Here is a 25,286-nt window from a genome sequence, read left to right on the forward strand (position 1 = left end):
ATCTCCTGGTTTCTCGCGGGCCTGGTGCCATGGAGACACCGCGGCGTTTCGGGATGTGACAGCCTGTGACGGACCTCACAGTGTCTGCGATTGTCTGCGACGGCTTTCCGGCATCACCGCTGCGGTGTACTTCGCGCCGATCATTCCCGGCATGAAAGCCCTGGGAGTTCCCTTGTCGTAATTGATGTTTCCCCGACTGTGACCTGACTTCGTTCACATCCCGCGCGACGGTCTCAGTCGAGGGCGAATCAGATCGAAGACGGTGCTGGCGGCGCCGGGTGAGCAAGGGTTTAGGTGCGATTTGGAGCGCTTCGACCGACGAGGTCGATGAACGCGCGGTCGGTGTCGAACTCGGTAGGAGCCCGGGTCATGCGCTGGCCGCCGAACGCCGCGAACAGCTCGACTCCTCACCGCCGCGACGGCGCTCGCCCAGCGCCGCGTGCCTGGTGCGCCTTGGTGGCCATCGGCTCCACCGACGCCTCCCGTCGGCTCACACGATGCTCGCCACACTAGTCACGGCGTTTGATAGCGGGGGAACACCGCCGCCGGGGGCGGCAACACCGTGCCCGGGGCGAGCCGAGTTCCCACCGCGGCGAACGTCCGCTGGTCCGCGGGCTGACCGAGCAGGTCCAGCAGCTTGGCCGCTGACTCGGGTAACACGGGCTGGATCAGCAGCGCCGCGATACGCAGCACTTCGCAGGTCACATACAGCACGGTGCGGAACCGGATCTGATCCGACTCCGATTCGCTTTTGCGTAACACCCAGGGCTGCTGCGCCGAGAAATACTTGTTGGCCGCGCCCAGCATCAGCCAGATCGCCTCCAGCGCCAAGTGCATGGCCTGGCCGTCGAAATGGGCCCGCACCTGCTCCAGCAGGCCGTCGGCAATGGCCAGCAACTCCGCGTCGTCAGCGCTGAATTCGCCTGGGGCGGGGACGATTCCGTCGAAATTCTTCGCGACCATCGATAGCGACCGCTGCGCCAGGTTGCCCAGCTCGTTGGCCAGGTCGGTGTTGATCCGGGTGATGATCGCCTCGTCGCTGTAGCTCCCGTCCTGGCCGAATGGCACCTCCCGCAACAGGAAATAGCGGACCTGATCCACGCCGAACCGCTCGACCAGCGACACCGGGTCGATGACATTGCCCACCGACTTGCTCATCTTCTCGCCGCGGTTGAGCAGAAACCCGTGCGCGAAAATCCTTCGCGGAAGCTCGATTCCAGCTGACATGAGAAACGCAGGCCAGTACACGGCGTGGAACCGGATGATGTCCTTGCCGATCATGTGCAGATCGGCCGGCCAGTAGCGGCGAAACAACTCCGAGTCGGTGTCGGGATAGCCGACGCCGGTCAAGTAGTTGGTCAGCGCATCGACCCACACGTACATGACGTGGTCGGGATGATCGGGCACCGGGATCCCCCAGTCGAACGACGTCCGGGAGATGGACAGGTCGCGCAGGCCGCCCGAGACGAAGCTGACCACCTCGTTGCGCCGCACCTCGGGCCCGATGAAATCGGGGTTGGCCTCATAGTGGGCCAGCAGTTTGTCGGTGTAGGCGGACAGCCGAAAGAAATACGTCTGTTCCTCGGTCCAAATCAGCGGGGCGCCGGTCTCGGTGGCGACCCGCGTGCCGTCATCGAGCACCCGGGTCTCCGATTCGACGAAGAAGCGCTCGTCGCGCACCGAATACCAGCCCGAGTAGGTGTCGAGGTAGATATCGCCGGCATCGGCCATCCGCTGCCAAATCGCCTTGGACGCCTCGTGGTGGTCGGGGTCGGTGGTGCGGATGAACCGGTCGAACGAGATGTTGAGCCGCTCCTGCAGCCGCTGGAATACATCCGAGTTGCGCCGGGCCAGCTCAGCGGTCGACACGCCCTCGGCCGCCGCCGCCTCGGCCATTTTGAGCCCGTGTTCGTCGGTTCCGGTCAAGAACCGCACGTCGAAGCCCTCGAGCCGCTTGAACCGGGCAATCGCATCGGTGGCGATGTACTCGTACACGTGCCCCAAGTGCGGCGCGGCATTGGGATAAGTGATCGCGGTGGTGACGTAGTAGGGCCTCATCGACAATCCACCCTATTGTGTGCGGGTGAGCACCAACCGGCCCGGTAAACGCACGGCACCGCCAGCCCCGGAGCCGTTGGCCCCGTTGATCGACGCGCACACCCATCTCGACGCGTGTGGCGCCGCCGACGTCGCGGGCGTGCGCGCGATCGTCGACCGCGCCGCCGCCGTCGGCGTCGAGGCGGTGGTGACCGTCGCCGACGACATGAACTCGGCGCGCTGGGTGGTCCGCGCAGCCGAGTGGGATCCGCGGGTCTATGCCGCGATAGCGCTGCACCCGACCCGCGCCGACGCGCTGACCGAGGCCGCTCGCGCCGACATCGAGCGGCTCGCCGCGCACCCGCGGGTGGTGGCGATCGGCGAAACCGGGATGGACCTGTACTGGCCGGGCCGCCTGGACGGCTGTGCGCGGCCAGCCGCGCAGCGCGAGGCGTTCGCCTGGCACATTGACCTGGCCAAGCGGACCGGCAAACCGTTGATGATCCACAACCGCCAGGCCGACGCCGAGGTGCTCGATGTGCTGTGCGGCGAGGGCGCACCCGACACCGTGATCTTTCACTGCTTCTCGTCAGGCCCGGCGATGGCCCGCAGCTGCGTCGATGCCGGCTGGTTGCTGAGCCTCGCCGGGACGGTCAGCTTCCGCAATGCCCGTGAGCTGCGGGACGCCGTCGTGCTGGTGCCGGCCGAGCAGTTGCTGGTGGAGACCGACGCACCGTATCTGACCCCGCACCCCTACCGCGGCGCTGCCAACGAGCCGTACTGCCTGCCCTACACTGTGCGAGCGCTGGCCGAACTCGTGCAGCGACCCGCGGACGAACTGGCGCAGGTCACCACGGCCAATGCTCGCCGGGTCTACCGGCTCGTCACCGGCTCTTAAGAGTCCATTAAGAGCATCGCGTCGGAGTTGCCCTATCTAGGCCGGTTCGTTACCGTCTTGTGATCGAACGGCGGGGCCTGTTGGGCCCCGTTCGTTTGTGGCTGCTGACGGTGTCGTTGAAGTGCTGCCGAGGTCGGGGAAAGGCGTGTGAACGTACTCACCAAGCTCCACCAGACCCCCTCGCCGCCCCTGCGGATCCTGGTCGCCGCCCTATTGCTGGTGCTGACGTTCGCGGGCGGGTATGCCGTCGCCGCGCGTAAGACGGTCACGCTGAGCGTCGACGGCACCCGGTTGACGGTCACGACCATGAAGTCGCGGGTTATCGACGTGCTCAAAGAGAACGGGTTCGACGTCGGCGAGCGCGACGACTTGTACCCTGCCGGCAACGAGCGGGTTCGCAACGACGACGAGATTGTCCTGCGGCGCAGCCGGCCACTGCAGATCTCCCTGGACGGCCACGACACCAAGCAGGCGTGGACCACGGCGTCCACGGTCGGCGAGGCGCTGGCCCAACTGGCCATGACCGACACCGCGCCCGCCACCGCCTCGCGCGGCAGCCGGGTTCCGTTGGCCGGGATGGCGCTTCCGGTGGTCACCGCCAAGACCGTGCGGATCAACGACGGCGGCGCGGTGCGCACCGTGCACCTGGCTGCCCCGAACGTCGGCGAGCTGCTCGACGCCGCTGGTGCGCCACTGCAGCAAAGCGACAAGGTGATGCCGGGTGCTTCCACGCCGGTCACCGACGGAATGCAGATCGAGGTCACCCGCATCCGCATGGAGAGAATCACCGAACGGGTGCCGCTGCCGCCGACGCCGCACCGCATCGAAGACCCGGAAATGAACGTCAGCCGCCAGGTCGTCGAAGACCCGGGCAGCCCGGGCACCCAAGACGTGACCTTCGCTGTGGCCAAGGTCAACGGGGTGGAGACTGGCCGGTTACCCGTCGCCAACACAGTGATCACCCCGGCCCGTGACGCGGTGCTGCGGGTCGGCACCAAGCCGGGCACTGAGGTGCCGCCGGTGCCCGATGCGACAATCTGGGATGCCATCGCCCGCTGCGAAGCCGGCGGCAACTGGGCGATCAACACCGGAAACGGGTATTACGGTGGTGTGCAATTCGACCAAAACACGTGGGAACGCAGCGGCGGCTTGCGGTATGCGCCGCGCGCTGATCTAGCCACCCGTGAAGAGCAGATTGCCATTGCTGAGACGGTGCTGCAGCGGCAGGGGTGGGGCGCCTGGCCGGTGTGCAGCGGAAGAGCAGGTGCACGCTGACCATACGGCTACTAGGCCGGACCGAAATACGGCGGCTGGCTAGGGAACTCGAATTCCGTCCACGAAAAGCATTGGGACAGAACTTCGTTCACGATGCCAACACGGTGCGCCGAGTGGTCTCCGCGTCGGGGGTGGCCCGGTCCGACCATGTGCTGGAGGTAGGGCCAGGTCTGGGCTCACTGACCCTGGCATTGCTCGACCGCGGGGCCGCGGTCACCGCCGTCGAGGTCGACCCTGTGCTGGCCGGCCGGCTGCACCAAACCGTCGCCGAGCACTCCCACAGCGAAATTCACCGGCTGACAGTGCTCAACCGCGACATCTTGTCAATCCGTCGGGTCGACCTGGCCGTCGAGCCGACAGCGGTGGTCGCTAACCTGCCATATAACGTCGCCGTTCCGGCGCTTTTGCATCTGCTCGCCGAGTTTCCTTCAGTGCGCACGGTGATGGTGATGGTGCAGGCCGAAGTCGCCGAACGGCTCGCGGCTGAACCGGGAGCCAAAGACTACGGGGTGCCCAGCGTCAAAGTGCGCTTCTTCGGGCGGGTCCGGCGCTTCGGCATGGTGTCGCCGACGGTGTTCTGGCCGATTCCACGGGTTTACTCCGGGCTGGTGCGCATCGACCGCTACGAGGTTTCGCCGTGGCCCACCGACGAGCTTTTCCGCCAGCGTGTGTTCGAACTGATTGACATCGCATTTGCACAGCGGCGCAAGACATCTCGCAATGCCTTTGCCGAATGGGCCGGCTCGGGCAACGAATCCGCGAGCCGGCTGCTCGCCGCCAGCATCGACCCGGCCCGTCGCGGCGAGACGCTGTCCATCCAAGACTTCGTGCGACTGCTGCAGCGCTCAGGTGTCTGGAAGGACGACGCTGCTGCCGGCCAGGAGGCGTCGTAGCGGGCGGCTCAGCGCAGCACTCGGGTGATGTGTTCGACGAATTCCGTGCAGGATTGATACCGCAGTTCGGGATCTCGCGACATCGCCTTGGCGACCGCGGCGTCGAAGGCGCGCGGCAGCCACGTGGCTTTACGTGACATGCGTGGGGGGATACCACGTAGATGAGCGTCCACCAGCTCCGCGGCGGTATCTGGGGTGAATGGCGGTGCGCCGGTGATCAGTTCCACCGCTGAACAAGCCAGCGCGTATTGGTCTGTCGCCGCTGTGGGTGCGTATCCACGCAGCACCTCTGGAGCGGCATACGACAGCGAGGCCTGCAGGTTCTTGGGCCGCCGAAACACATCCTCGACGACTGCGTGCGCCACCCCGAAGTCGACCAGCACCGCTCCAGTCCGCGAAAAATCGTTTGCCACAAGGATATTGGCTGGCTTGACGTCGGCGTGCACGATACCACAACGGTGGATGTAATCCAGGGCGTCGGAAATCTGGGCAAGCGCGGCCAGGCGTTGTTCCAGTCGTTGCAGCCGCGTCGATTTGCCGCCGTCGACGAATTGCATCGCCAGCCAATGCGGTCTGTGCGCGTAGACCTCGACGATGTGGGGATGGCCGAGTCGACGCGCGAACTCGAATTCGCGGTTTAGCCGCGCGCGTTCCGGAGCAGTCCGGTGGTCCTCGCTGAGGATTTTCAGGGCCACCACCTGGTCGGGATGCTCGCGGTCATGCGCCTGGTAGACGATGGCCGAGCCGCCCCGGCCAACTTCTCTGTCCAGGACGTAGCCGTCGAAGGTCTCGCCGGCGTCGAGCATGCCCTCAGAGTAGGGCGCGACCGGGTTTGATGGCCCGGCTCCGCATCGGGCTGTAGCAGGGCCCGCATTCTCGCCGGGCCAACGCCGGTGACGGCGTGCATCGTCGCAGGAACTCCTGTGGTTTGCCCGGTACCGGCGATAGTCTCGTGCGGTGCCAATGGACGGAAACACCGCTGCTCAGTGGGTGCCCACCGGATCGGTCACGGTCCGGGTGCCCGGAAAGGTCAACCTCTACCTGGCCGTTGGCGATCGCCGCGCCGACGGCTATCACGAGCTGACTACGGTGTTTCACGCCGTCTCGCTGGTCGATGAGGTCACTGTCCGCAACGCTGACGTGCTGTCACTCAAGGTCATTGGCGAAGGCGCCGACGAGGTGCCTGCGGACGAGCGCAACCTGGCTTGGCAGGCTGCCGAGCTGATGGCCGAGCATGTCGGTCGGGCACCGGATGTGTCGATCACGATCGACAAGTCCATTCCCGTTGCCGGTGGTATGGCGGGCGGCAGCGCCGACGCGGCGGCGGTTTTGGTCGGCATGAATGTGCTGTGGGAGCTCGGCGTGCCACGCCGCGACCTGAATACCCTCGCCGCACGGCTGGGCAGCGACGTGCCGTTCGCGCTGCACGGCGGCACCGCGCTGGGAACCGGGCGCGGCGAGGAGCTGGCCACCGTGTTGTCGCGGAACACCTTCCACTGGGTGCTGGCGTTCGCCGACAGCGGCCTGTCGACCACCGCGGTCTTCGCCGAGCTCGACCGGCTGCGGAAAGCCGGGGCGCCGCCGCGACTCGGAGATCCCGGGCCTGTGCTGGCGGCGCTCGCCGCCGGTGATCCGCAGCAGTTGGCGCCGTTGCTCGGCAACGAGCTGCAAGCTGCAGCGGTGAGCTTGGATCCTTCGCTGCGCCGCGCGTTGCGTGCCGGTGAGGAGGCGGGCGCCTTGGCCGGAATCGTCTCCGGATCCGGGCCGACGTGCGCGTTTTTGTGTTCGTCGGCGACGTCGGCGATCGACGTCGGCACCCAGCTATCCGGCGCCGGGGTCTGCCGCACGGTCCGCGTCGCGAGCGGGCCCGTGCACGGCGCCCGAGTGGTGCCTGCTCCTGTGACCGAGGTGTGACCTGAGGCGCAAACCGTCCAATTGTTTGGTGGTTACTTAAGAGGAGCTTAAGATGTTCGGCGGTGATGACTAGCGGTCGAACAATGCGCCCAACCGCACCGCCCACCGGCACGTCCGGTGGGCGGTCGACCAGTCACCACAGCGACCGCGTTCTCGCTGACCGGCGACCCTCGCGCGAGGTCGCCGACGCATCACCGATTCGAGACACAACCGCTCCCCAATCGTGTGCGCGCCGCTACTGGGCATCACGCGCGAGCGCGGGGACCATGAAAATTCGGGCCTGGGCAGCGCCGGTGCCGGAAGCCAGGAGGGTGTCGTGAGCAGGTTTACCGAGAAAATGTTCCGCAACGCTCACGAGAGCCCGCGCGGCATGGTCACCGGGGAGCCGCACAACCCGGTTCGGCATACCTGGCGCGAGGTGCATGAGCGGGCCCGCCGGGTAGCCGGCGGGCTGGCGGCTAACGGCGTCGGCCACGGCGACGCGGTCGGCGTGCTTGTCGGCGCGCCGGTGGAGATCGCGCCGACGGCGCAGGGGCTGTGGATGCGCGGCGCCAGCCTGACCATGCTGCATCAGCCCACCCCGCGCACCGATCTCGCGGTATGGGCGCAGGACACGACGACCGTGGTCGACATGATCGAGGCCAAAGCGGTCATCGTTTCCGACCCCTTCATGGGAGCCGCGCCGGTGCTGCAGGAACGCGGAGTTCGCGTGCTGACCGTCGAGCAGTTGCTGGCCGCTGACCCGATCGACCCGATCGACACCGACGAGGACGATCTGGCGCTGATGCAGCTGACGTCGGGCTCGACCGGCTCGCCCAAGGCCGTGCAGATCACCCACCGCAACGTGTACTCCAACGTCGAGGCCATGTTCGTCGGCGTCAAGTACGACCTTGAGACCGACGTGATGATCAGCTGGCTGCCGTGCTTTCACGACATGGGCATGATCGGCTTTTTGACCGTGCCGATGTACTTCGGCGCCGAGCTGGTCAAGGTCACCCCGATGGACTTTTTGCGTGACACGCTGCTGTGGGCCAAGCTGATCGACAAGTACAAGGGCACGTTTATCTGCGGGCCGAATTTTGCCTATTCACTGTTCGCCAAGCGGTTGCGTAAGCAGGCCAAGCCCGGCCAGTTCGACCTGTCGACCCTGCGGATTGCGATGTCGGGGGCCGAACCGGTGGATCCTGCCGACGTCGAAGACCTGATCGACGCGGGCCGGCCGTTCGGCCTGCGCCCGGAGGCCATCCTGCCCGCGTACGGCATGGCGGAAACCACGCTGGCGGTGTCGTTCTCGCCGGTTGGACAGGGACTGATCGTCGACGAGGTGGACGCCGACCTGCTGGCTGCGCTGCGTCGCGCGGTGCCGGCCACCAAGGGCAATGTTCGCCGGCTGGCTTCGCTGGGGCCGGTGCTCGACGGGATCGAGGCCCGCGTCGTCGACGAGGACGGCAACGTGCTGCCGCCCCGCGGCGTCGGGGTGATCGAGTTGCGCGGGGAGCCGATCACGCCCGGCTACATCACGATGGGCGGATTCATCCCGGCGCAGGACGAGCACGGCTGGTACGACACCGGTGACCTCGGCTACATCACCGAAAACGGTCACATCGTGGTGTGCGGCCGGGTCAAGGACGTCATCATCATGGCCGGCCGCAACATCTATCCCACCGACATCGAGCGCGCAGCTTGCCGGGTGGAAGGCGTCCGGCCCGGTTGCGCGGTGGCCGTGCGCCTCGACGCCGGGCACTCGCGGGAGACGTTCGCCGTCGCGGTCGAGTCCAACGCCTACGACGACCCGGCCGAAGTGCGTCGTATCGAGCATCAGGTCGCCCACGAGGTTGTCGCCGAGGTCGACGTGCGGCCCCGCAACGTCGTCGTGCTGGGACCCGGCACCATTCCCAAGACGCCGTCGGGCAAGCTGCGCCGGGCCAATTCCGTCACACTGGTCACGTAGGGTTCGCGCCGCATCGCGCCGAGCAGTAGGGCGGCGAGCAGACGCAGAATCGCACACGCGGGGCGCGCGCAGTGCGATTCTGCGTCTGCTCGCGCCGCCCTCGCGCGCATTTACCAGGCGTGAACGACGTTCTGCGCCGGTTCTAGCCCCAACTCGATAAGCAGCTCCGTGGCGTCGGCGGCCTGCTCGCATATTGTCGGCACCTCGGCGCGCTCAGCTGGGGTGAAGTTCTCCAACACGAAGGCGGCCGGATCTTTGCGTCCCGGTGGACGCCCGATCCCGATGCGCACCCGCTGAAAGTCTTTGGTGCCCAACGCCGCAGCCACCGAGCGTAGCCCGTTGTGGCCGCCTTCGCCGCCACCGAGCTTGAGCCGGATGCGGCCGAAGTCCAAGTCGAGGTCGTCGTGGATGACCACGATGTCGGCGGGCGGCACCGAGTAGAACTTGGCCAGCGGTGCGACTTGGCGACCCGAGTCGTTCATGTAGCTGCGCGGTTTGGCCAGCACCACCGAGCAGCCGGCGAGCCGGCCGGTGACGATGTCGGCGCCGGAACGCTTGTGCGTCTTGAACGTTGAGCCCAGTCGCGCGGCAAGCCGATCGGCGACCAGGTATCCGAGGTTGTGCCGGGTCCGGGCATAGTTCGGTCCCGGGTTGCCAAGGCCGACCACCAACAGGGGTTCGGCCATGTGTTACTCGGACTCGGGTGCGGCGGCTTCGGCTTCTTCGGCGACCTCTTCCGGGGCTTCCTCGCGTTCCGGAATCTCGCCGGCACCTTCGGCCTCCAGCTCCTCGGCGGTCGGTGCGTTCACGACATTGACGACCAGCAGCTCCGGATCTGACACCAGGGTGACGCCCCGCGGCAGCGCTATCTGTCCGGCGGTGAACTGGGTGCCGGGCTGGGCGTCCTGGACGGAGACGGTCAGCTGCTCGGGGATGGACAGCGCCTCGGCCTCGATCTCGACGGTGCTGGTCTCCTGGGTGACCAGGGTGCCGGACGCGGGCTCACCCTCGACCTCGACGGTCACTTCGACGACGACTTTCTCGCCGCGGCGCACCAGCAGCAGGTCGGCGTGCTGGATGGTGTGCCGGATCGGGTGGACGTCGATCGCCTTGGTCAGCGCTAGCTGCTCCTTACCGTCGACGTTGAGGGTCAGCACAGCGTTGGTGCCGGAATGGCGCAGCACCGCGGCGAATTCGTTACCGGGCAGCTCCAGATGCTGCGGATCGCTGCCGTGACCGTAGAGGACCGCCGGGATCTTGCCGGCGCGTCGCGCCCGGCGAGATGCGCCTTTGCCGGTCTGGCTTCGCACCGAGGCGGTCAGCTGATTGGTTGTCGAACCGGCGGATTTAGCCATGGTGTCGCTCCTGTGGTGGTCGGGCACGGCCAGCATCGCGACAACCAGAAGGTCCCCGTCGATAACGGCGGCCGGCACAATTGGCGGCCACCCTCGCCGTGACGCCCGACAGGGTAGCGCATCGGCGGGTCAGAGCGGAAACTTGACGCCGGTGAGCTGCTCGGACAGCTCCCACAGCGCGGCGGCGGTGCTGTCTTGCCGCGCTCGGCGGCTGCGGCCGACGGGCTGGGTGCGGCCGACCATGCCGAACCGTGGCCCCACGAAAGTGTCGCCCGGCAAATCCTGAGACGCGGCATACAGGGTCTGGCGGGCACCGAATTCCGGGTCGGTGGCGAAGAATCGGTTGCCGAGCGCCATCAGTGCGTCTTCCACCCGGTGGCCGGATCGTCCCTGAAGATTGGTGCGCGAATAACCCGGATGGGCAGCCAGCGCGCGCAGGGATGAGCCCACCGAATCCAGGCGCCGCTGCAGTTCGCGGGTGAACAATAGGTTGGCGAGTTTCGACTGGCCGTAGGCCAGCCACCGCGAGTACTGCCGGGACTGCCAGTTGAAGTCGGTCAGGCTGATGCGGCCGATCCGGTGGAACACCGACGAGATGGTCACCACGCGGTCGGTGAGCACAGGCAGCAGCAGATTCGTCAGCGCGAAATGGCCGAGGTGATTCGTGCCGACCTGACTTTCGAAGCCGTCCACGGTCCTGGCCTCCGGGGTGGCCATGATGCCGGCGTTGTTGATCAGCACGTCGACGGTGTCGATGGTGTCGGCGAAAGCCCGCACCGAGGCCAAATCCTGCAGGTCGAGTGGGCGCACCTCGACCCGCCCGGTCATCTGCCGCGCGGCCGCATCGCCTTTGTCGGTGTTGCGCACGGCAAGGATGACCCGGGCGCCGACCCGGGCCAATTCGCGGGCCGTGATCGCCCCCAGGCCGCTGTTGGCACCGGTGACGATGACCGTGCGCCCGGCGAATGACGGCAGCTCTGCGGCGGTCCACCCCATGGCAGATACGGTAACGCGGCCAAGGCGCCGCGCTGCCGCGAGCTATTTGGCCGCGACCGTGAATCCCGCGATGATCATCTCGATGTCCGACGCCTGCGGGAAGGCCTGGTCGGCCAGGCTGGTGATCGTGAGCTGAACCAGATAAGGCTGTTTCGCCGGGGGAGAGCCGGTAGCGATGACGACCCGGTTCCACCCGTGCAACCGTTTGCCGCCCAGGTCGTAGCTGCCCTCGATCATCGACGACGGAAAGCCGTGAAAGTCCGCCGTGGAGGCGTTGAGCTTCCTGAAATTCTCTGTGCGCTCGGCATCGGCGTTGGCGTGCTTGATCACATCGGCGGTGTCGAAATCCCCGCGCAACTTGAACACCATCAGCATCGCGATCGGGTAGCTGCCATTTTTTGCAATGGCCTGCGTGGCTGGCGTGATGCTGGGATTGCTGAATTTCTCCCAGCCCGGCGGGGTGGGGATCGACACCGCCAAATCGGTGAGCGTGTCAGGGGCCACCTGCTCACCGGTGACGCCGACGCTCTCCAGGTATTTCCCGAGCGGCTCGGGCGTCGCAGTCGTTGTCAGGGTGGTGGAGGTCGTCGTGGTCGTCGTCCAAATCGACTGGTAGTCGGGCTCTTTCGCACTGCAGCTGACCGCCGCCAGCACGAAAATCAGGACGGCGACCCCCCTCCGGGCAGGCACCGTCACAGAATCTCGTGCACCGCGTCGATCGGACGAGCCAGTCGAGTGCCCTTGGGTGTCATCACGAACGGCCGCTGGATCAGGATGGGATGTTCGGCCATTGCGTCGAGCAGCTCGTCGTCGCTGGCGTCGGCAAGGCTAAGTTCGGTGTACAGCGGCTCACGGGTACGCACCGCGGCACGCACATCGATGCCGGCGTCGCGAATCATCTTCGCCAGCTGCTCTCGCGACGGAGGCGTCTTCAAATACTCGACAATAGTTGGCTCGATGCCCTTGTCGCGCAACAACTCCAGTGTTTTACGCGACGTACTGCATTTGGGGTTGTGGTAGATGACGGTGTCGGTCGAAGTGCCGGGCATTTACGCGTCTCCGTCGAACAATCCTGTCACTGAACCGTTTTCGAAGACCGCGCGGATGGTGCTGGCCAGCAGGGGAGCGATCGACAACACCGTCAGTTGCGGGAACCGCTTGGTCTCGTCGATCGGCAGCGTGTTGGTGACGATCACCTCACGGGCTCCGCACTGGGCCAGCAGTTTCGGAGCAGGATCGGACAACACGCCGTGGGTGGCGGCGACGATCACGTCTCCGGCGCCGTCGTCCTTCAGCAGCGGCACAGCGGCGGCGATGGTGCCACCGGTGTCGATCATGTCGTCGATCAGGATGCAGGTCTTGCCGGCGACCTCGCCGACGACGCGGTTGGACTTCACCTGGTTAGGCACCCGTGGGTCGCGGGTCTTGTGGATGAAGGCCAGCGGAACGCCACCCAGCGAGTCGGCCCACTTCTCGGCGATGCGCACCCGGCCGGAGTCGGGGGAGACGACCACCATGTCGTGGCCGCTGTAGTTGTCCTTGATGTAGCCGGTCAGCAGATTCTGCGCGCGCATGTGATCGACCGGGCCGTCAAAGAAGCCCTGGATCTGGTCGGTGTGCAGGTCCACCGTCACGATTCGGTCGGCCCCGGCGGTCTTGAGCAGGTCGGCGACCAGCCGCGCCGAGATCGGCTCGCGGCCGCGGTGTTTTTTGTCCTGGCGGGCGTACGGGTAGAACGGCACGACGGCGGTGATCCGCTTGGCGCTGCCCCGCTTGAGCGCGTCGAGCATGATCAGCTGTTCCATCAGCCACTTGTTCAGCGGCGCCGGATGCGACTGCAGCACGAACGCGTCGCAGCCGCGCACCGACTCGTGGTAGCGCACGAAGATCTCGCCGTTGGCGAAGTCCCGGGCAGTCTGCGCGGTCACGTGGACGTCGAGCTCCTTGGCCACCTGCTCGGCCAGTTCGGGGTGCGCACGACCCGCGAACAACATCAGATTTTTGCGGTTGTCGGTCCAGTCGTGGCTCACGTGCTGCCCCCGCCGTTGGGATCGAGTGGTGGCCTAATACTAAGGAGGAAAACGTCAAGGTGTCTGATCGGGCCGCCGCTGTGCCTTTTCTGCCGCCCGCGCGGCGGCGCTGCCCGGTCGTTTGCGTAGCACCCAGCCCTCGATGTTGCGCTGCGGACCGGCCGACACGGCCAACGCCCCGGGCGGGACGTCGTGGCGCACCACCGTGCCGGCACCGGTGTAGGCGCCGTCACCCACGGTGACCGGCGCGACGAACATGGTGTCGGAGCCGGTGCGCACGTGGGAGCCGATCCTGGTGCGCTGCTTGGTCTCGCCGTCGTAGTTGACGAAAACGCTGGATGCGCCGATATTGCTGTGCTCGCCGATGTCGGCGTCACCGACGTAGGTCAGATGCGGCACCTTGCTGCCGGTGCCAATGGTGCAGTTCTTGGCCTCGACGAACGCGCCCAGTTTGCCGTCCGCGGCTAAGACGGTGCCGGGCCGCAGGTAGGCGAATGGGCCGACCACCGCGCCGTCACCGATCGACGCCGAAGTGCCGTGCGTGCGGATCACCGACGCACCGTCACCGACGGTGACGTCGGTCAAGGTGGTGTCGGGGCCGATGGTGCAGTGCCCGCCGATGCGGGTGCGGCCCAGTAGCTGCGTTCCGGGCAGGATCACGGTGTCGCGGCCGATGCTCACGTCGACGTCAATCCAGGTGGTGGCGGGGTCGATGACCGTGACGCCGCCCAGCTGGTGTGCGGCGACGATACGGCGGTTGAGCTCCGCGGAAAGCTCGGCCAACTGAACCCGGTCGTTGACCCCGGCGACCAGCGCGCTGTCGTCGACGTGGCGGGCATGCACGGCCTGGCCGTCGCGGCGGACGATGGAGATCACGTCGGTCAGGTAGAGCTCGCGCTGGGCGTTGTCGGCGGACAGCCGGCCCAGTGCGGAACGCAGCGCCGCGATGTCGAAGGCGTAGACCCCGGCGTTGACTTCCCGGATCTCCCGCTGGGACGGTGTCGCGTCGGCTTGCTCGACGATCGCGATCACTTCGTTGTCTTGGGTGCGCAGGACCCGGCCGTAACCGGTGGGATCGGCAAGCGTCGTGGTCAGCACGGTGACCGCTGCCGGGTGGGCGCGATGGGTGGCGATCAGGTCGGCCAGCGTATCGGCGTCCAGCAGCGGAATGTCGGCCGAGGTGACGACGACGCCCCCGCTGTAGTCAGCCGGCAGCGCCGAGAGTCCACACAGCACGGCGTGTCCGGTCCCAAGCTGTTGGTCCTGCAGCGCCACGTCGATGGGGCGACCCAAGCTGTCGGCCAGTTCGGCGACCACGGGTGCGATCCGGTCGTGGTCGTGGCCCAACACGACGACCAGATGTTGCGGTGCGACCTTGGCGATCGAATACAGGCAATGGGCTAGCATGCTGCGCCCGGCGATGGTGTGCAGCACCTTGGGAGTGTCCGAGCGCATCCGGGTTCCGGCCCCCGCCGCCAAAACCAGGACCGCCGATTCGCCGTGTGTTGTCATGAACACCTCTTTCGCCGCGAGTGCGCCTGTGTCCGCCGACACCCCGTCCAGCCTGTCATTTCGCGCACGCTCGCGGCAAAAAACCGCGGCATCATGGGCGGCTCCGTCGCCAGGACTCGAACCTGAACTCTCAGAACCAAAATCTGATGTGCTGCCGATTACACCACGACGGACGGTGTACCAGCGACGACTTTAGCCCGGTGACGCCGCGGTGCGCACCGCCGACCGGGGCGGAGTCGGCCAATGAAAGCCCGGGCGAGCCGATACGCTGGGAGACGTGGCTGCGCTGGATAGGGAGCCAGACAAGGACGTGCGGGAGCCGCGCGCCAGGATGACCGGCAGCGAGAGACGGCATCAACTGATCGATATCGCACGTTCGCTCTTTGCCGAACGCGGCTACGAGGGCACGTCGATCGAGGAGATCGCGCAGCGGGCCAACGTGTCCAAGCCGGTGGTATACGAGCATTTCGGCGGCAAGGAAGGGCTGTATGCGGTGGTCGTCGACCGCGAGATGTCGGCGCTGCTCGATGGCATCACGTCGTCGCTGACCAGGTCGACCAACAACCGGTCGCGGCTGCGTATCGAACGGGTGGCGCTGGCGTTGCTCACCTATGTCGAGGAACGCACCGACGGTTTCCGGATCCTGATCCGGGATTCGCCGGCATCGATCAGCTCGGGCACCTATTCCACCCTGCTCAACGACGCGGTCAGCCAGGTGTCGTCCATCCTGGCCGGGGACTTTGCCCGCCGCGGCCTCGATCCCGAAACGGCGCCGCTGTATGCCCAGGCGCTGGTCGGTTCGGTGTCGATGACCGCCCAATGGTGGCTCGACGCCCGCGAGCCCAAAAAGGAAGTGGTCGCCGCGCACCTGGTCAACCTGTGCTGGAACGGCCTGACCCACCTGGAGGCTGATCCCACCCTGCTCGACGAATAGCGCTCCGCCGGGAAACCACCGCCGACCTGCTGGCACGCGACCGGGGTTAATTGCCGCGACCCGCTGCGGGCGGGCGACCGGTGAGCGTCGGCTGTGTCGCGAAAGTGTCGGTGGCGACGGTACTTCTCGAGAAACGTGTTGCTGGCCGCACTTTCGCGCACGGGGGTCAGCGGGCTCGTGAATGCAACGGTGGTGTGGCGGCGATCACCTGAGTTGGGCGGAGCCGCAACGTGAATCGGTCGAGGCATAGAATGGCCGCATCATGACCGCACCGGGGTTTGCCCGACCAGATACCCCGATCGCGGGGCTCGTCGACTTGGCGTTGAGCGCGCCGACCTTCCAGCAACTCATCGATCAGGCAGCGGATCGACCCGACGAATTGAGCCTGGTCGGTCCGGCCAGCGCACGGGTCTTCGTCACCAGCGCGCTGGCCCGGCACGGCCCGTTGCTGGTGGTCACCGCCACCAACCGGGAAGCTGACGATCTGACCACCGAGCTGCGCGGCGTGCACGGCGACGCGGTCGCGTTGTTCCCGTCCTGGGAAACCCTGCCGCACGAACGGCTCTCGCCGGGCGTCGACACCATGGGCGCCCGCCTCATGGTGCTGCGCCGGCTGGCTCACCCCGAGGACGCGCGGCTGGGACCGCCGCTGCGGGTGGTGGTGACCCCGGCCCGCTCGCTTTTGCAGCCGATGACACCACGACTGGGCGACATCGAGCCGCTCACCCTGGCCGTCGGCGACGAGGTCGCGTTCGAAGAGGTCATCACCCGGCTGGTCGAATTGGCCTATACCCGGGCCGACATGGTCGGCCGGCGTGGGGAGTTTGCGGTGCGCGGCGGCATACTCGACGTGTTTCCGCCCACCGCCGAGCATCCGGTGCGCATCGAGTTCTGGGGCGACGAGGTCACCGAGATGCGGATGTTCTCGGTGGCCGATCAGCGCTCCATCCCCGAGCTGACCGTAACGACCCTGGTTGCAGTGGCCTGCCGGGAGCTGTTGCTGACCGACGACGTGCGGGACCGGGCCGCCAACTTGGCCGGTAAACATCCGGGCGCCGAGCACGCCATCGTCGGCAGCGTCACCGACATGCTGGCCAAACTGGCCGAGGGCATCCCCGTCGACGGCATGGAGGCACTGCTGCCCGTCTTGCGTCCCGACGAGCTGACGCTGCTGACCGACCAGCTGGCCGAGGGCACTCCGGTGTTGGTCTGCGATCCGGAAAAGGTCCGTGCCCGCGCCGCCGATCTGATCAAGAGTGGCCGGGAGTTCCTCGAGGCGTCCTGGTCGGTAGCAGCCTTCGGTGGTAGCCGGGAAAACCGAGCCCCGGTCGACGTCGAGCAGCTCGGCGGGTCCGGCTTCGTCGAATTCGACGAAGCGCGCGCCGCCGCGCGCAAGACAGGTCATCCGTGGTGGACGCTAAGCCAGCTCTCCGATGAGTCGGCGATCGAACTCGAGCTGCGGGCCGTGGCGTCGGCGCGTGGCCATCAGCGCGACATCGACGAGATCTTCGCGATGCTGTGCGCGCACGTGTCCACCGGCGGGTACGCCGCGGTCGTCGCGCCCGGCGCCGGGACCGCGCAGCGCGTGGTCGAGCGGTTAGCCGAATCCGCCACCCCCGCAACGGTATTGGATTCCGGAGCGGCACCCAAACCCGGCGTTGTCGGGGTGCTCAAAGGTCCGCTGCACGACGGCATCGTGGTTCCGGGCGCCAACCTCGTGGTGATTGCCGAGACCGACCTGACCGGCAACCGGGTGATGGCCACCGACGGCAAGCGGTTGGCGGCCAAGCGCCGCAACGTGGTCGACCCGTTGGCGCTCACGCCCGGCGACCTGGTGGTGCACGATCAGCACGGCATCGGCCGGTTCGTGGAGATGACCGAACGCACCGTGGGCGGGGCGCGGCGCGAATATCTGGTGCTGGAGTACGCGTCGAGCAGGCGAGGCCAAAACGACACCGACAAGCTCTACGTGCCGATGGACTCCCTGGATCAGCTGTCCCGCTATGTCGGTGGGCAAGCCCCGGCGTTGAGCAGGCTTGGCGGCAGCGACTGGGCCAACACCAAGACCAAGGCGCGCCGCGCGGTGCGCGAGATCGCCGGTGAGCTGGTGTCGCTGTACGCCAAGCGGCAGGCCACCCGCGGGCACGCGTTCGGGCCGGACACGCCGTGGCAGGCCGAAATGGAGGACGCGTTCGGGTTCACCGAGACCGTCGACCAGCTCACTGCCATCACCGAAGTGAAAGCCGACATGGAAAAGCCCGTCCCGATGGACCGGGTGATCTGCGGCGACGTCGGCTATGGCAAGACCGAGATCGCGGTGCGGGCCGCGTTCAAGGCGGTGCAGGACGGCAAACAGGTCGCGGTCCTGGTGCCCACCACGCTGCTGGCCGACCAGCATCTGCAGACCTTCACCGAACGCATGTCGGAGTTCCCGGTCACCATCAAGGCACTGTCGCGGTTCACCGGGCCGGCCGAGTCGCGCGCCGTACTCGACGGCTTGGCCGACGGCAGTGTCGACATCGTGATCGGCACGCATCGGCTGCTGCAGACCGGAGTGCGGTGGAAGGACCTCGGGCTGGTCGTCGTCGACGAGGAGCACCGTTTCGGTGTCGAGCACAAGGAGCACATCAAGAGCCTGCGCACGCACGTCGACGTGCTGACCATGAGCGCCACCCCCATCCCGCGGACGCTGGAGATGAGCCTGGCCGGGATCAGGGAGATGTCGACGATCCTCACCCCGCCCGAGGACCGTCTTCCGGTGCTGACCTACGTCGGGCCGCACGACGACAAGCAGATCGCGGCCGCGTTGCGGCGCGAGTTGCTGCGCGACGGGCAGGCCTTCTACGTGCACAACCGGGTCAGCTCGATCGAGCAGGCGGCGGCGCGGGTGCGCGAGCTGGTGCCCGAGGCGCGAGTCGTGGTCGCGCACGGTCAGATGAACGAGGACGTGCTGGAACGCACCGTCCAAGGATTCTGGAACCGGGAATACGACATCCTGGTGTGCACCACAGTTGTCGAGGCCGGCCTGGACATCTCCAACGCCAACACCTTGATCGTCGAGCGCGCCGACACCTTCGGGTTGTCCCAGCTGCATCAGCTGCGCGGCCGGGTCGGCCGCAGCCGCGAACGCGGCTATGCCTACTTCCTGTATCCGCCCCATGCTCCGCTGACCGAGACCGCCTACGACCGGCTTGCCACGATCGCGCAGAACAACGAGTTAGGTGCGGGCATGGCGGTGGCCATGAAGGACCTGGAGATCCGCGGCGCCGGCAACGTGTTGGGTGTGGAGCAGTCCGGCCACGTCGCCGGGGTGGGATTCGACCTGTACGTGCGGCTGGTGGGCGAGGCGGTCGAGGCCTATCGGGCGGCCGCCGACGGCAAAACCGTCACGACCGCCGCGGAGCCCAAAGACGTGCGTATCGACCTGCCGGTGGACGCGCACCTGCCAGCGGACTACATCGCCAGCGACCGGTTGCGCCTGGAGGCCTACCGGCGGTTGGCCGCCGCGTCTTCTTCCGACGAGGTCGCTGCCGTTGTCGAGGAACTCACCGATCGCTACGGCGCCCTGCCCGAACCGGCCCAGCGGCTGGTGGCGGTCGCCCGGCTGCGTTTGCTGTGCCGTCGATCCGGCATCACCGAGGTGTCCGCGCCGTCGGAGGCGACGGTGCGGCTATCGCCCATGACCCTGCCCGACTCCGCGCAGGTGCGGCTGGCGCGGCTGCATCCCGGCGCGCGCTACCGCGCCACCACCGCGACGGTGCAGGTGCCGATTCCACGGGCCGGCGGTGTCGGCGCGCGCCGAATTCGTGACCTCGAATTGGTGCAGATGGTGGCCGATCTGGTTTCCGCGCTCGATGGAAAGCCGCAGGCAGAAATTGGTATAACGAAACCCGGGCCAACGAACGGAGCCGCGGCGGTGAATAAGGAGCGACAAGCGCGATGACCCGCGCCGACGACTCTCATGCCGGTGCAGCCGGAAGCGCGGAGCGGCGCCCATGACGGTCGTCTTGGTCGACCCCCGCCGCCCGTCGCTGGTTCCGGTCGAAGCGATCGAATTGCTGACCGGCGAAGTGCAATACACCGAGGAGATGCCGGTGGCGGTGCCATGGTCGCTGCCGTCGGCACGTCCGGCGCATGCCGGAGAAGACGCCCCGGTGTTGCTATCGTCGGACCCCGACCATCCGGCGGTGGCCGCGCGACTGGCCGCCGGGGACCGGTTGATTTCGGCGCCCGAGCAGCAACGTGGCGAAAGACTGGTCGACGCCGTGGCGATGATGGACAAGCTGCGCACGGCGGGACCGTGGGAAAGCGAACAGACGCACGACTCGTTGCGTCGCTACTTGTTGGAGGAGACCTACGAACTGTTCGACGCGGTGCGCAGTGGTAATGCCGACGCATTGCGCGAAGAGCTCGGTGACGTGCTGCTGCAGGTCTTGTTCCATGCGCGCATCGCCGAGGACGCACCGCAACACCCCTTCACCATCGACGATGTCGCCGACACGCTGATGCGCAAACTGGGCAACCGGGTGCCGGGAGTGCTTGCCGGCGAGGAGATTTCACTCGACGATCAGCTGGCTCAATGGGAAGAGCGCAAAGCGGCGGAGAAGCCCCGGCACTCGGTGCTCGACGACGTGCCTACCGCCCAGCCGGCATTGTCCTTGGCGCAGAAGGTAATACAGCGAGTGCACAAAGCCGGACTCCCGTCGGACCTGATTCCAGAATCCATCACGTCGATCACTGTGACAGCTGACGGAGATGCCGAAAATGCCTTACGTTCAGCTGTTTTAGAGTTCATCGATACCGTCCGCGAAACCGAGAAGGCGATTGCGGCCGGACGCCGCGGCGATGACGTTCCCGAGGAGCTCGATGCCACGCCGCTCGGTGCTGTGAGCGAGGAAGAGTGGCGGGCTTACTGGCCGCCGGCTATTGCCCAAGCAGTCGTGGCGGAGCCGGCCGGCTTGGCCGACGACCCGGGGTCGGCTGAGACAAACGACGATCAGTCCGACACCGAGCCACAGTAGGCATGTGCGGCAGCACCCGGCAGGATGGAAAGGCAGCGACTGCCGCAATGATTGCTAGCACGTCGGGTGGTGTGATCCACGACCAGCGAAGCGGCTGCGTCAGCTTGCTGTCAATTGACACAGTTAACTGATTGACACCTGTAGACCGGTCGTGTGTGCGCGAATTGGCGTGAGGTAGCGCCTTGGACGCCGAGCCCCGTGGGACGATGGTGGGAACCAAGAGTGGTTGAGGGAGTTCTGTGTCGCCGGTGCGTTGGCTGCGGGCGGCCGCCGTGGTGGGGGCGGCGGCGTTGCTGTTGGCGTCGAGTTGCACGTGGCAGCTGGGCAGCTACATCCCCAAGGGGGTGCCCCCGCCGGCAGGGGATCCGGTACCGCCGGTGGACACCCACGCCAAGGGCCGGCCCGCCGACCAGTTGCACGGCTGGGCGCTCGAGCGCAGTTCGGCACTGAAAATTCCGGTCATTGCGCTGGAAGCCTACGCCTATGCGGCCCGGGTCGCCGAGGTCGAAAACCCGAACTGCCGGATATCGTGGACGACTTTGGCCGGCATTGGTGAAGTGGAGAGTCACCACGGCACCTACCATCATGCGTCTATTGCTCCCAATGGCGATGTGCACCCGCCCATTCGGGGCGTTCGCCTGGACGGAAGCGGCGGCACATTGCACATCGTCGACGCCGATGCCGGCGGCCTCGCCGACGATGACGGTACGGTTCGGGCAATGGGGCCAATGCAGTTCATCCCGGAGACGTGGCGGCTGTACGGAGTCGACGCCAATAATGACGGGGTCGTCAGCGTCGACAACATCGACGACGCCGCGCTGTCGGCTGCTGGCTATTTATGTTGGCGCGGAAAGAATCTCGCGACACCGAGAGGGTGGATCACTGCGCTGCGCGCCTACAACGATTCCGACGTGTATGCGCGCGCGGTACGGGATTGGGCTACCGCTTATGCGGCGGGTCACCCGCTGTGAGCTTCCCTGCCCGAGCAGGCTCTAGGCTAGCGCGGGTAGTCATCAACGACGTGCTCACCTGACGACGCAAGGAGAACTCAGTGCCGATTATCGAGCAGGTCGGGGCCCGCGAGATCCTCGATTCCCGCGGCAACCCGACGGTCGAGGTCGAGGTCGCTCTTATCGACGGGACCTTCGCGCGGGCCGCGGTGCCCTCCGGTGCGTCGACCGGCGAGCACGAAGCCGTCGAGCTGCGCGACGGCGGTGACCGCTACGGCGGGAAGGGTGTCAAGAAGGCCGTGCAGGCCGTGCTCGACGAGATCGCGCCCGCCGTGATCGGGCTCAACGCCGACGAGCAGCGGCTGGTCGACCAGGCGCTGGTGGATCTCGACGGCACACCGGATAAGTCCCGGCTGGGCGCCAACGCGATGCTCGGTGTCTCGCTGGCCGTCGCCAAGGCCGCTGCGGATGCGGCCGAGCTGCCCCTGTTTCGCTACATCGGTGGCCCGAACGCGCACATTCTGCCGGTACCGCTGATGAACATCCTCAACGGCGGTGCGCACGCCGATACCGCCGTCGACGTGCAGGAGTTCATGGTGGCTCCGATCGGGGCGCCCAACTTCGCCGAGGCTCTGCGCTGGGGTGCCGAGGTGTATCACGCGCTCAAGTCGGTGCTGAAAAAGCAAGGGCTTGGCACCGGGTTGGGCGATGAGGGCGGTTTCGCACCGGACGTGGCAGGAACCAAGGCGGCGCTTGATTTGATCGGCCTGGCCATCGAGTCGACGGGTCTGAAGCCCGGTGCCGACGTGGCGTTGGCGCTCGATGCCGCAGCCACCGAGTTCTTTGCCGAGGGAACGGGCTACAACTTCGAAAAGCAGACACGCACCGCGGCGCAGATGACCGAGTTTTACACCGAGCTGCTCGACTCATATCCGCTGGTCTCCATCGAAGACCCACTCGCCGAAGATGATTGGGACGGATGGGCAGCTCTCACGGCGTCCATCGGTGACCGGGTGCAGATCGTGGGCGACGACATCTTCGTCACCAACCCCGAACGGATTGAAGAAGGTATCGAGAAGAATGTCGCGAACGCATTGCTGGTCAAGGTAAATCAGATCGGGACGCTGACCGAAACGCTGGATGCGGTGGCGCTGGCGCACCACAGCGGATACCGCACGATGATGAGCCACCGCAGCGGCGAGACCGAGGACACCACCATCGCCGACCTGGCGGTGGCGGTCGGTTGCGGGCAGATCAAGACCGGTGCACCGGCACGCAGCGAGCGTGTCGCCAAATACAACCAGCTGTTACGGATCGAGGAGACGCTCGGCGATGCCGCCCGCTACGCCGGCGATCTGGCGTTCCCCCGATACGTCCCAGACATCACGTAGCGGGCTTGGACCCCGATGTCCGAAGGAAAGCGGCCCGATTCCAAGCGGCGGTCACCGGCCTCGCGGCCGGGCCGACCCCGCGATGCGGTTCCCGACCGTCGGCGCAAGGCGCCGGGTTCTCCCCGCGGCCGCGCTGAATCCCGGGCGCAGCCCGAAGCAGTGCCAGAACCCATCAAACATTCGATCACCGCGTCCGCCGAGCAGCGCTCCGAGCAGCGGCTGGGCTTTACCGCGCGGCGGGCGGCGGTGCTGGCCGCTGTGGTCTGCGTGTTGACGCTGACGATTGCCGGCCCGGTGCGCACCTATTTCGCGCAGCGCACCGAGATGAACCAGCTGGCCGCCACCGAAGCCGCACTGCGCCGGCAGATCGCCGAGCTCGAGCAGCAGAAGGTCAAGCTGGCGGACCCGGCCTACATCGCGGCACAAGCCCGTGAGCGGCTTGGCTTCGTCAAGCCCGGCGACATCCCCTATCAGGTCCAGCTTCCGGCGACGGCGGCGGCACCGAGCGAGCCGGGCTCGCAGGTGGCGACCACCGCCGCCAACGGACCCTGGTACACGTCGCTGTGGCACACGATCGCCGACACCCCGCACGGTCCGCCGGCGCCACCCTCGCGGCCGGGTCCTGCCCCAGCCCCGGCCCCGGGGCCGACAAATCCGGTACCGCCCGGTGGTTGACCGTGCCGACCTGGAAACGGTTGCGCGCCAGCTTGGCCGTGAGCCTCGCGGGGTGCTGGAGATCGCCTATCGCTGCCCCAACGGTGAGCCAGGCGTGGTGAAGACCGCGCCGAAACTTCCTGACGGAACACCATTCCCGACGCTGTACTACCTGACGCACCCGGTGCTAACGGCCGCCACCGGCCGGCTGGAGTCGCAAGGGCTGATGCGGCAACTGACCGAGCGGCTCCGGCATGACCCCGACCTGGCCGCCGCCTATCGGCGAGCCCACGAGTCGTACCTGGCCGAGCGTGATGCGATCGAGCCGCTGGGCACGACGGTGTCGGCCGGCGGTATGCCCGACCGGGTGAAGTGCCTGCACGTGCTGGTGGCGCATTCGTTGGCGAAGGGCCGCGGGGTGAATCCGGTCGGCGACCAGGTCCTGGCGATCCTGTCGACCGACCCGAGCCTGGAGTTGACGAATGCCGGCATCTTGGCTCCGGGGCAGTGGGAATGAGACGCGTTGCGGCAATTGACTGCGGCACCAACTCGATTCGGTTGCTGATTGCCGACGTGGTCGACGGTCGTCTGCGCGACGTGCACCGAGAGATGCGTATCGTGCGGCTCGGTCAAGGCGTCGACGCGACGGGTGAATTTCTGCCCGAGGCGCTGGAGCGCACCCGTGCCGCGCTCGCCGACTACACCGCTCTGCTGGGTAACCACGACGTCGAACGGGTGCGCATGGTGGCCACGTCGGCCGCCCGTGACGCCGCCAATCGTGACGTCTTCTTTGCGATGACCGCCGAGGTGTTGGGTGCTGTGGCGCCGGGCGCGGTCGCTGAAGTGATCACCGGCGCCGAAGAGGCAGAACTGTCTTTTCACGGAGCTGTCAACGAATTCGATTACACTGCCGGACCTTTCGTGGTCGTGGACTTGGGCGGGGGCTCCACCGAGATCGTGGTGGGCCACGACAGGGTCGCCGCGAGCTTCTCGGCCGACATCGGATGTGTCCGGCTGACCGAGCGGTGTTTGCACTCCGATCCGCCGACTCGCGCCGAGGTGGCAGACGCCCGCGGCGTGGTCCGCGAGCGGCTTGCTGCGGCGCTGGGGGCCGTGCCGGTGCAAGATGCCCAGACCTGGGTCGGTGTGGCCGGGACCATGACGACACTGGCGGCGCTGGCCCAGGATATGACGACTTATGACGCTGGGGCCATTCATCTTTCACGTGTCGGCCGGGACACGCTCATAGCGGTGTGTGACCGGTTGATCGGTATGACGCGTGCCCAGCGCGCCGCATTGGGCCCGATGCACGCCGGCCGGGCCGACGTGATCGGCGCGGGCGCGATCATCGTCGAGGAGCTGGCCGATGCGCTGCGTGTACGCGCCGGCATCGAGGAACTCGTCGTTAGCGAGCACGACATCCTCGACGGCATTGCGCTCTCGATCGCCGGCTGATTTGCACGCTGGCTGCAAAC

Annotated in this window: 21 protein-coding genes, 1 tRNA gene and 1 pseudogene; 13 read left to right on the top strand and 10 right to left on the bottom strand. The window is 66.9% G+C overall.

Translation table 11 applies throughout. The annotated features are described in order from the left end of the window. Nucleotides 1–513: 513 nt before the first annotated feature. On the bottom strand, nt 514–2,058 hold the full coding sequence (gene metG, locus MHEC_RS05415) for a methionine--tRNA ligase (RefSeq protein WP_048892855.1): 1,545 nt from the start codon (nt 2,056–2,058) through the stop codon (nt 514–516). A 19-nt stretch (nt 2,059–2,077) separates the two neighbouring features. Here metG and MHEC_RS05420 point away from each other — a divergent pair, with 19 nt between their 5' ends. The 3 genes from MHEC_RS05420 to rsmA all read left to right on the top strand — a co-directional run bounded on the left by MHEC_RS05420 (nt 2,078) and on the right by rsmA (nt 5,103). Further along, nucleotides 2,078–2,935 (top strand): TatD family hydrolase, encoded by an 858-nt coding sequence (locus tag MHEC_RS05420; protein WP_048892854.1) that lies wholly within the window; start codon nt 2,078–2,080, stop codon nt 2,933–2,935. Nucleotides 2,936–3,082: 147 nt separating this feature from the next. Next, the gene (locus MHEC_RS05425) at nt 3,083–4,210 is read left to right on the top strand and encodes a resuscitation-promoting factor (protein WP_048892853.1); all 1,128 of its coding nucleotides are present in this window, start codon (nt 3,083–3,085) and stop codon (nt 4,208–4,210) included. Continuing rightward, nucleotides 4,174–5,103, top strand: coding sequence for a 16S rRNA (adenine(1518)-N(6)/adenine(1519)-N(6))-dimethyltransferase RsmA (rsmA, locus tag MHEC_RS05430; protein WP_071700365.1), 930 nt, complete (start codon nt 4,174–4,176; stop codon nt 5,101–5,103). The genes MHEC_RS05425 and rsmA overlap by 37 nt, the downstream gene beginning before the upstream one ends. 8 nt (nt 5,104–5,111) lie before the next feature. On the opposite strand, the gene MHEC_RS05435 is transcribed toward rsmA, so the two are convergent. Continuing rightward, a complete protein-coding gene (locus tag MHEC_RS05435) occupies nt 5,112–5,909 on the bottom strand; it encodes a serine/threonine-protein kinase (RefSeq protein WP_048892852.1) in 798 nt (265 codons plus the stop codon). Nucleotides 5,910–6,066: 157 nt separating this feature from the next. On the opposite strand from MHEC_RS05435, the gene MHEC_RS05440 reads away from it, so the two are divergent. Together MHEC_RS05440 and MHEC_RS05445 are read left to right on the top strand one after the other, a co-directional pair. After that, on the top strand, nt 6,067–7,017 hold the full coding sequence (locus MHEC_RS05440) for a 4-(cytidine 5'-diphospho)-2-C-methyl-D-erythritol kinase (protein WP_048892851.1): 951 nt from the start codon (nt 6,067–6,069) through the stop codon (nt 7,015–7,017). Nucleotides 7,018–7,333: 316 nt separating this feature from the next. After that, nucleotides 7,334–8,968: a fatty acyl-AMP ligase gene (locus MHEC_RS05445; protein ID WP_048892858.1), complete on the top strand. Its 1,635-nt coding sequence runs from the start codon at nt 7,334–7,336 to the stop codon at nt 8,966–8,968. 110 nt (nt 8,969–9,078) lie between these two features. On the opposite strand, the gene pth is transcribed toward MHEC_RS05445, so the two are convergent. The 8 genes from pth to MHEC_RS05485 form a co-directional block, all read right to left on the bottom strand. Further along, a complete protein-coding gene (gene pth / locus MHEC_RS05450) occupies nt 9,079–9,654 on the bottom strand; it encodes an aminoacyl-tRNA hydrolase (protein ID WP_048892850.1) in 576 nt (191 codons plus the stop codon). Nucleotides 9,655–9,657: 3 nt separating this feature from the next. Continuing rightward, nucleotides 9,658–10,323 carry a 50S ribosomal protein L25/general stress protein Ctc gene (locus MHEC_RS05455; protein WP_048892857.1) on the bottom strand — a complete coding sequence of 222 codons (666 nt, stop codon included), beginning with the start codon at nt 10,321–10,323 and terminating at the stop codon, nt 9,658–9,660. Nucleotides 10,324–10,452: 129 nt separating this feature from the next. Next, nucleotides 10,453–11,319, bottom strand: coding sequence for an oxidoreductase (locus MHEC_RS05460; RefSeq protein ID WP_048892849.1), 867 nt, complete (start codon nt 11,317–11,319; stop codon nt 10,453–10,455). 42 nt (nt 11,320–11,361) lie between these two features. Continuing rightward, nucleotides 11,362–12,009, bottom strand: coding sequence for an LpqN/LpqT family lipoprotein (locus MHEC_RS05465; RefSeq protein WP_372507403.1), 648 nt, complete (start codon nt 12,007–12,009; stop codon nt 11,362–11,364). Nucleotides 12,010–12,011: 2 nt separating this feature from the next. Beyond that, the gene (arsC, locus tag MHEC_RS05470; RefSeq protein ID WP_048892847.1) at nt 12,012–12,368 is read right to left on the bottom strand and encodes an arsenate reductase (glutaredoxin); all 357 of its coding nucleotides are present in this window, start codon (nt 12,366–12,368) and stop codon (nt 12,012–12,014) included. After that, complete coding sequence (locus MHEC_RS05475; RefSeq protein ID WP_048892846.1) at nt 12,369–13,349, bottom strand: ribose-phosphate diphosphokinase; 981 nt, start codon at nt 13,347–13,349, stop codon at nt 12,369–12,371. It abuts the gene before it with no gap. A gap of 54 nt (nt 13,350–13,403) precedes the next feature. Next, entirely contained in the window at nt 13,404–14,861 is a 1,458-nt protein-coding gene (gene glmU / locus MHEC_RS05480; RefSeq protein WP_048892856.1) for a bifunctional UDP-N-acetylglucosamine diphosphorylase/glucosamine-1-phosphate N-acetyltransferase GlmU, read from the bottom strand. A 101-nt stretch (nt 14,862–14,962) separates the two neighbouring features. Beyond that, nucleotides 14,963–15,034 (bottom strand) — tRNA-Gln (locus tag MHEC_RS05485). A 158-nt stretch (nt 15,035–15,192) separates the two neighbouring features. Here MHEC_RS05485 and MHEC_RS05490 point away from each other — a divergent pair. From MHEC_RS05490 to MHEC_RS05525, 8 genes and pseudogenes are all read left to right on the top strand, one after another. Further along, entirely contained in the window at nt 15,193–15,795 is a 603-nt protein-coding gene (locus tag MHEC_RS05490; RefSeq protein WP_003922884.1) for a TetR/AcrR family transcriptional regulator, read from the top strand. A gap of 262 nt (nt 15,796–16,057) precedes the next feature. Further along, complete coding sequence (gene mfd, locus MHEC_RS05495) at nt 16,058–19,738, top strand: transcription-repair coupling factor (protein WP_048892845.1); 3,681 nt, start codon at nt 16,058–16,060, stop codon at nt 19,736–19,738. Nucleotides 19,739–19,790: 52 nt separating this feature from the next. Further along, nucleotides 19,791–20,779 (top strand): annotated as a pseudogene (locus MHEC_RS05500) (nucleoside triphosphate pyrophosphohydrolase). Between the two features lie 276 nt (nt 20,780–21,055). Beyond that, complete coding sequence (locus MHEC_RS05505; protein WP_048892843.1) at nt 21,056–21,787, top strand: lytic transglycosylase domain-containing protein; 732 nt, start codon at nt 21,056–21,058, stop codon at nt 21,785–21,787. An 80-nt stretch (nt 21,788–21,867) separates the two neighbouring features. Further along, nucleotides 21,868–23,157, top strand: a complete 1,290-nt coding sequence (eno, locus tag MHEC_RS05510) for a phosphopyruvate hydratase (RefSeq protein WP_048892842.1) — start codon at nt 21,868–21,870, stop codon at nt 23,155–23,157. Between the two features lie 15 nt (nt 23,158–23,172). Then, nucleotides 23,173–23,832 carry an FtsB family cell division protein gene (locus MHEC_RS05515; RefSeq protein WP_048892841.1) on the top strand — a complete coding sequence of 220 codons (660 nt, stop codon included), beginning with the start codon at nt 23,173–23,175 and terminating at the stop codon, nt 23,830–23,832. After that, nucleotides 23,825–24,328 (top strand): DUF501 domain-containing protein, encoded by a 504-nt coding sequence (locus tag MHEC_RS05520; protein ID WP_048892840.1) that lies wholly within the window; start codon nt 23,825–23,827, stop codon nt 24,326–24,328. The genes MHEC_RS05515 and MHEC_RS05520 overlap by 8 nt, the downstream gene beginning before the upstream one ends. After that, nucleotides 24,325–25,266 (top strand): Ppx/GppA phosphatase family protein, encoded by a 942-nt coding sequence (locus tag MHEC_RS05525; RefSeq protein ID WP_048892839.1) that lies wholly within the window; start codon nt 24,325–24,327, stop codon nt 25,264–25,266. Before MHEC_RS05520 ends, MHEC_RS05525 begins: the two co-directional genes overlap by 4 nt. The last annotated feature ends 20 nt before the right edge of the window (nt 25,267–25,286 follow it).

The sequence above is a fragment of the Mycobacterium heckeshornense genome (assembly GCF_016592155.1).
GTDB classification, from domain to species: Bacteria; Actinomycetota; Actinomycetes; order Mycobacteriales; family Mycobacteriaceae; genus Mycobacterium; species Mycobacterium heckeshornense.